Source organism: Kribbella sp., assembly GCF_035655035.1.
In the GTDB taxonomy this organism is placed as follows: domain Bacteria; phylum Actinomycetota; class Actinomycetes; order Propionibacteriales; family Kribbellaceae; genus Kribbella.
In genome coordinates, this window is record NZ_DASRVN010000341.1 from 1 (window position 1) to 4,541 (window position 4,541).

Annotated in this window: 5 protein-coding genes; 3 read left to right on the forward strand and 2 right to left on the reverse strand. The window is 71.5% G+C overall.

The features are described 5' to 3' along the window. On the reverse strand, positions 1-470 hold a 470-nt coding region (locus VFF46_RS19100; protein WP_325038505.1), incomplete at its 3' end, for a biotin carboxylase N-terminal domain-containing protein. A gap of 171 nt (positions 471-641) precedes the next feature. On the opposite strand from VFF46_RS19100, the gene VFF46_RS19105 reads away from it, so the two are divergent. From VFF46_RS19105 to VFF46_RS19115, 3 genes are read left to right on the forward strand one after another with little or no spacing between them, the layout of a single operon-like run. Further along, positions 642-2,000 (forward strand): FAD-binding oxidoreductase, encoded by a 1,359-nt coding sequence (locus VFF46_RS19105; RefSeq protein WP_325038506.1) that lies wholly within the window; start codon positions 642-644, stop codon positions 1,998-2,000. Between the two features lie 10 nt (positions 2,001-2,010). Beyond that, complete coding sequence (locus VFF46_RS19110; protein WP_325038508.1) at positions 2,011-3,174, forward strand: pyridoxal phosphate-dependent aminotransferase; 1,164 nt, start codon at positions 2,011-2,013, stop codon at positions 3,172-3,174. After that, positions 3,171-3,899 carry an alanyl-tRNA editing protein gene (locus tag VFF46_RS19115; RefSeq protein WP_325038509.1) on the forward strand — a complete coding sequence of 243 codons (729 nt, stop codon included), beginning with the start codon at positions 3,171-3,173 and terminating at the stop codon, positions 3,897-3,899. The genes VFF46_RS19110 and VFF46_RS19115 overlap by 4 nt, the downstream gene beginning before the upstream one ends. Here VFF46_RS19115 and VFF46_RS19120 read toward each other — a convergent pair. Then, on the reverse strand, positions 3,896-4,261 hold the full coding sequence (locus VFF46_RS19120) for a DUF5997 family protein (protein ID WP_325038510.1): 366 nt from the start codon (positions 4,259-4,261) through the stop codon (positions 3,896-3,898). The two genes, VFF46_RS19115 and VFF46_RS19120, sit on opposite strands and share 4 nt — an antisense overlap. Positions 4,262-4,541: the final 280 nt, after the last annotated feature.

Genomic DNA, 4,541 nt, shown 5'->3' on the forward strand with positions numbered 1-4,541 from the left:
CCGATCCGGTCGGCCGCCTCGAGCGCGGCGTCCAGCGACTCGACCGCGCCGCGGCTCCACGGCGCGACCGGTACGCCGACCTCCTCGGCGATCAGCTTCGACCCGATCTTGTCGCCGAGCTTGCGCATCGCCTCGGCGGACGGTCCGATGAACGTGACGCCGATCCGCTCGCACAGCTCCGCGAACGCCGGATCCTCGGCGACGAAGCCCCAGCCGACCCAGGCGGCGTCCGCCCCGGACTCGGTGAGCGCACGCTCCAGTACCGCCAGGTCCAGGTACGGCCGGGCGGCCGCCGGGCCGAGCGGGTACGCGATGTCCGCGGACCGCACGAACGTGGCGGTGCGCTCGCCGTCGGTGAACAAGGCCACGGTCTCGATCGGGTCACCGCCCTCGGCGTTGACTTCCCGGACCGCGTTGATCAGCCGCATCGCGGCTTCTCCCCGGTTCACTATTGCGATACGCTTGAACATAGACCGCCTCCGTGTCTCACCCTGCGTCCGCCAACGGGATCACCGTTGCGGGCACAGGCTTTCAGGCTGCGCCTATTACCGTCGAGTCGGCCCCCTTCTCAGGCGTGTTCTCAGCTCTGCTAGAGCATGACCCCAGTGTGCGGAACACTGCCGCGCAGGAGGGGAAACCAGATGACTGAGGAACTGATCGCCCGGCTACGCACCGAAGTCGCCGGACCGGTACTGACACCCACCGACGAGGGGTACGCCGAGGAGCTGTCCGGCTTCAACCTCGCGGTGACGCACACCCCGGACGTCGTCGTCGGGCTGTCGTCCGAGGACGACGCCGTCGCCGTCGTACGAGCCGCGGCCGCCACCGGTACGCCGGTCCGCGTACTCGCCACCGGCCACGGCATCCCGAACCCGATCCAGGACGGCATCGTCGTGACCACGACCCGGATGACCGGGGCGACCGTGGACGCCGAGTCGCAGACCGCGCACATCAACGCCGGCAGCCGCTGGGCCGAGGTGGTCGCGGCCGCCGCACCGCACGGGCTCGCGCCGATCACCGGCGCGTCCGACGTGGTCGGCTGCATCGGGTACACGCTCGGCGGTGGCCTGGGCCCGCTGGCCCGGACGTACGGGTTCTCGTCCGACTGGGCGCGGAGCTTCCGGGTGGTGACTGCTACCGGCGCGGTGACTGCCGGCACGACCGAGAACGAGGACCTGTTCTGGGCGTTGCGCGGCGGCAAGGGCGGCTTCGGCATCGTCACCGCGATGGACTTCGCGCTGGTCGAGCTGAGCACGCTGTACGGCGGCTCGGTGTTCTTCGACGCCGAGCACGTCGCGCCGGTGTTCGGCACCTGGACCGAGTGGACCAAGTCGCTCCCCGAGGAGGCGAACTCGTCGGTCGTCGTCCTCCGGCTGCCGCCGCTCGAGTTCATCCCGGCACCGCTGCGCGGCAAGACCGTGCTGAGCGTCCGGTTCGCGTACGTCGGTGACGCCGCCGAGGGCAAGGGCCTGTTCCAGCCGATCCGGGACGCCGGTACGACGCTGATCGACGGCGTCGGCGAGATGGCCGCCGCCGACATCGCGCTGATCCACAACGACCCGAAGAACCCGACGCCGTCCTGGGACCGCGGGCTGCTGCTCGACGAACTGGACGCCGACTTCGTCGCGGCGTTCCTGGACGCGGTCGGCCCGGACCAGCAGCTGCCGCTGATCGCGGTCGAGATCCGGCACCTCGGCGGCGCGACCGAGCGCGACGTACCCGAAGGCAGCGCGGTCGGCGGACGCGGCGGCGCCTGCACGCTGGGGCTGATCGGCGTACCGGACCCGGGCCTGTTCGAAAAGGTGCTTCCGGCAACGGTCGACGGGATCCTGGACAAGCTGGCGCCGTGGGTGTGCGCGGAGACCACAGTGAACTTCGCCGGCGGGTTCGCGCTGCCCGGGTCGTACCAGGCGTCCTGGCCCGCGGACACGTTCGCCCGGCTGGCCGAGGTGCGTTCGGCGTACGACCCGGACGGCCTGTTCCCGTTCGGGCCTCAGTAGGGTTGACCAGGTGAAGCTTGCTGGGCGGATGGAACGGCTGGGCACGGAGTCGGCCTTCGAGGTGCTCGCGAAGGCGAAGGCGCTGGAGGCCCAGGGGCGCGAGATCGTGCACCTGGAGATCGGCGAGCCGGACTTCGACACCCCACCGCACGTGATCGCCGCCGCCCAGCAGGCGCTGGACGAGGGACATACGCACTACGTGCCGGCGCCCGGCATCCCCGAGCTGCGGGCCGCGGTCGCGGACTTCCTCGGCCGCACGAACCGGCTGCGTACCAGCCCGGACCGCGTGCTGATCACGCCCGGCGCGAAGCCGATCATGTTCTTCACCATCCTCGCGCTCTGCGAGGAGGGCGACGAGGTGCTGTATCCGGACCCGGGCTTCCCGATGTACGCGTCGATCGCGTCCTTCGCCGGAGCGACACCGGTCCCGGTCCCGCTGCGCGAGGAGAACGGGTTCGTCATCGATCCGGGTGAACTGCGCTCGCTGGTCACCGACCGGACCAAGCTGCTGATCCTCAACTCCCCGCACAACCCCTGCGGCAGCGCGTCGACCCCCGAGCAGCTCCAGGAGATCGCCGAGATCGCGATCGAGCACGACCTGGTCGTGCTGAGCGACGAGGTCTACTGGGCCCTCCGGTACGACGGCGCGCACCACAGCGTGCTCGACCTGGACGGCATGGCGGAGCGGACCGTCCTGCTCGACGGCTGGTCGAAGACGTTCGCGATGACCGGCTGGCGACTCGGGTACGGCGTGTTCCCGGAGCCGCTGGTCGAGCCGGTGACGCGGCTGATGATCAACTCGGTGTCGTGTACGTCGGCGTTCAGCCAGTACGCCGCGATCGCCGCCCTCGACGGCCCGTGGGACGACGTCGACCGGATGCGCGAGGCGTTCCGCGAACGGCGCGAGGTGATCGTGTCCGGGCTGAACGCCGTACCGGGCGTGTCCTGCGTGCAGCCCGGCGGCGCGTTCTACGCGTTCCCGAACATCACCGAGCTCGGCGTACCGGCGGCCACACTGTCCGATCGCCTGCTGGACGAGGCCGGCGTCGCGTGCCTGCCCGGCACCTCGTTCGGCGCGTACGGCGAAGGCCACCTGCGGTTCTCGTACGCGAACTCGGTCGGCAACATCCGCCGGGCGCTGGACGCCTTCACCGACCTCGTGGAGCGGTCATGAACCAGCACGGCCACACCCACCGGCTCGACCTGGACGACGCCTCGGTGCGGGAGTGGGACGCGGTCGTCGTCGGCGTGGACCCGGAGCGCGGGATCGTGCTCGACCGGTCCGCGTTCTACCCGGGCGGCGGCGGGCAGCCGCCGGACCAGGGCGTGCTGTTGTGGGGCGGTGTCCGGACCCGGATCGCCGGTACGGTCAAGGGCGACGACCTGTACCTGGTCCCGCACGAGGGCGACCCGGTGCCCGCTGCCGGTACGGCGGTCCGCGGGGCGCTCGACGACGAACGGCGTACCCGGCTGATGCGGACGCACTCCGGGCTGCACGTGCTGACCGGTGTGGTGTTCCGCGACTTCGGGGCGCTGGTCACCGGCGGGAACATGGAGCCGCTGTCGGCGCGGATGGACTTCGACCTGGCCGACGTACCGCCGGACTTCAAGGACCGGGTCGCCGAGGCGGTGAACGCCGAGATCCGCACCGACCGGCGGATCACGGTCAGCAATCTCCCGCGGGAGGAGGCGTTCGCGATCCCGGACATCATCCGGACCGCGACGAACCTGCTGCCGCCGGACATCGAGATCGTACGGATCGTCGACATCGCCGGGCTCGACACCCAGGCCGACGGCGGCACCCACGTCGCGTCCACCGCGCTGATCGGCCGGATGGACGTCGTGAAGATGGAGAGCAAAGGCAGGGGCTTCCGCCGGCTACGGGTGCGGATCAGTTAGTCGCGGGCCTTCAGTTCTTCGGCTTGGCGGCGGACCTCGGCCTGGGTGGCGCGTTCGCGCTCCAGCCAGGACGGGTTCTCGTCGCGGATCGCGTCGATCTCGTCGGAGGTCAGCGCGTCGGTGACACCCGCGCGGGCCAGGCCGCTGATCGAGACACCGAGCCGGGCGGCGACCACCGAGCGCGGGTGCGGGCCGTTCTTCCGCAGTTCGCGGAGCCACTCCGGCGGGTCGGACTGCAGGGCGTTCAGCTCGTCCCGGGAGACGACGCCGTCCTGGAACTCGGCCGGGGTGGCCGGCAGATACACGTCGAGCTTCTTCGCCGCCGTCGCCGGTTTCATCGTCTGGGTCTTACGCGCCGTCATACAGGCACCCTAACGACCACCCCGCCACGCTCGGCTGGGTGGGTCAGCACGGCCTCGCCGCGATCGGCGGTGCAGGTCGGAGCCGGGTAGCCCCGCTCGGCGGGGAGGGTCGGAGCCGTGTAGCCCCGCTCGGCGGGGAGGGCCGGGGCCGCGTAGCCCCGCTCGGCGGGGAGGGGCGGAGCCGTGTAGCCCCGCTCGGCGGGGAGGGCCGGGGCCGCGTAGCCCCGCTCGGCGGGGAGGGGCGGAGCCGGGTAGCCGCGCTCGGCGGGTGGGTCGGGAC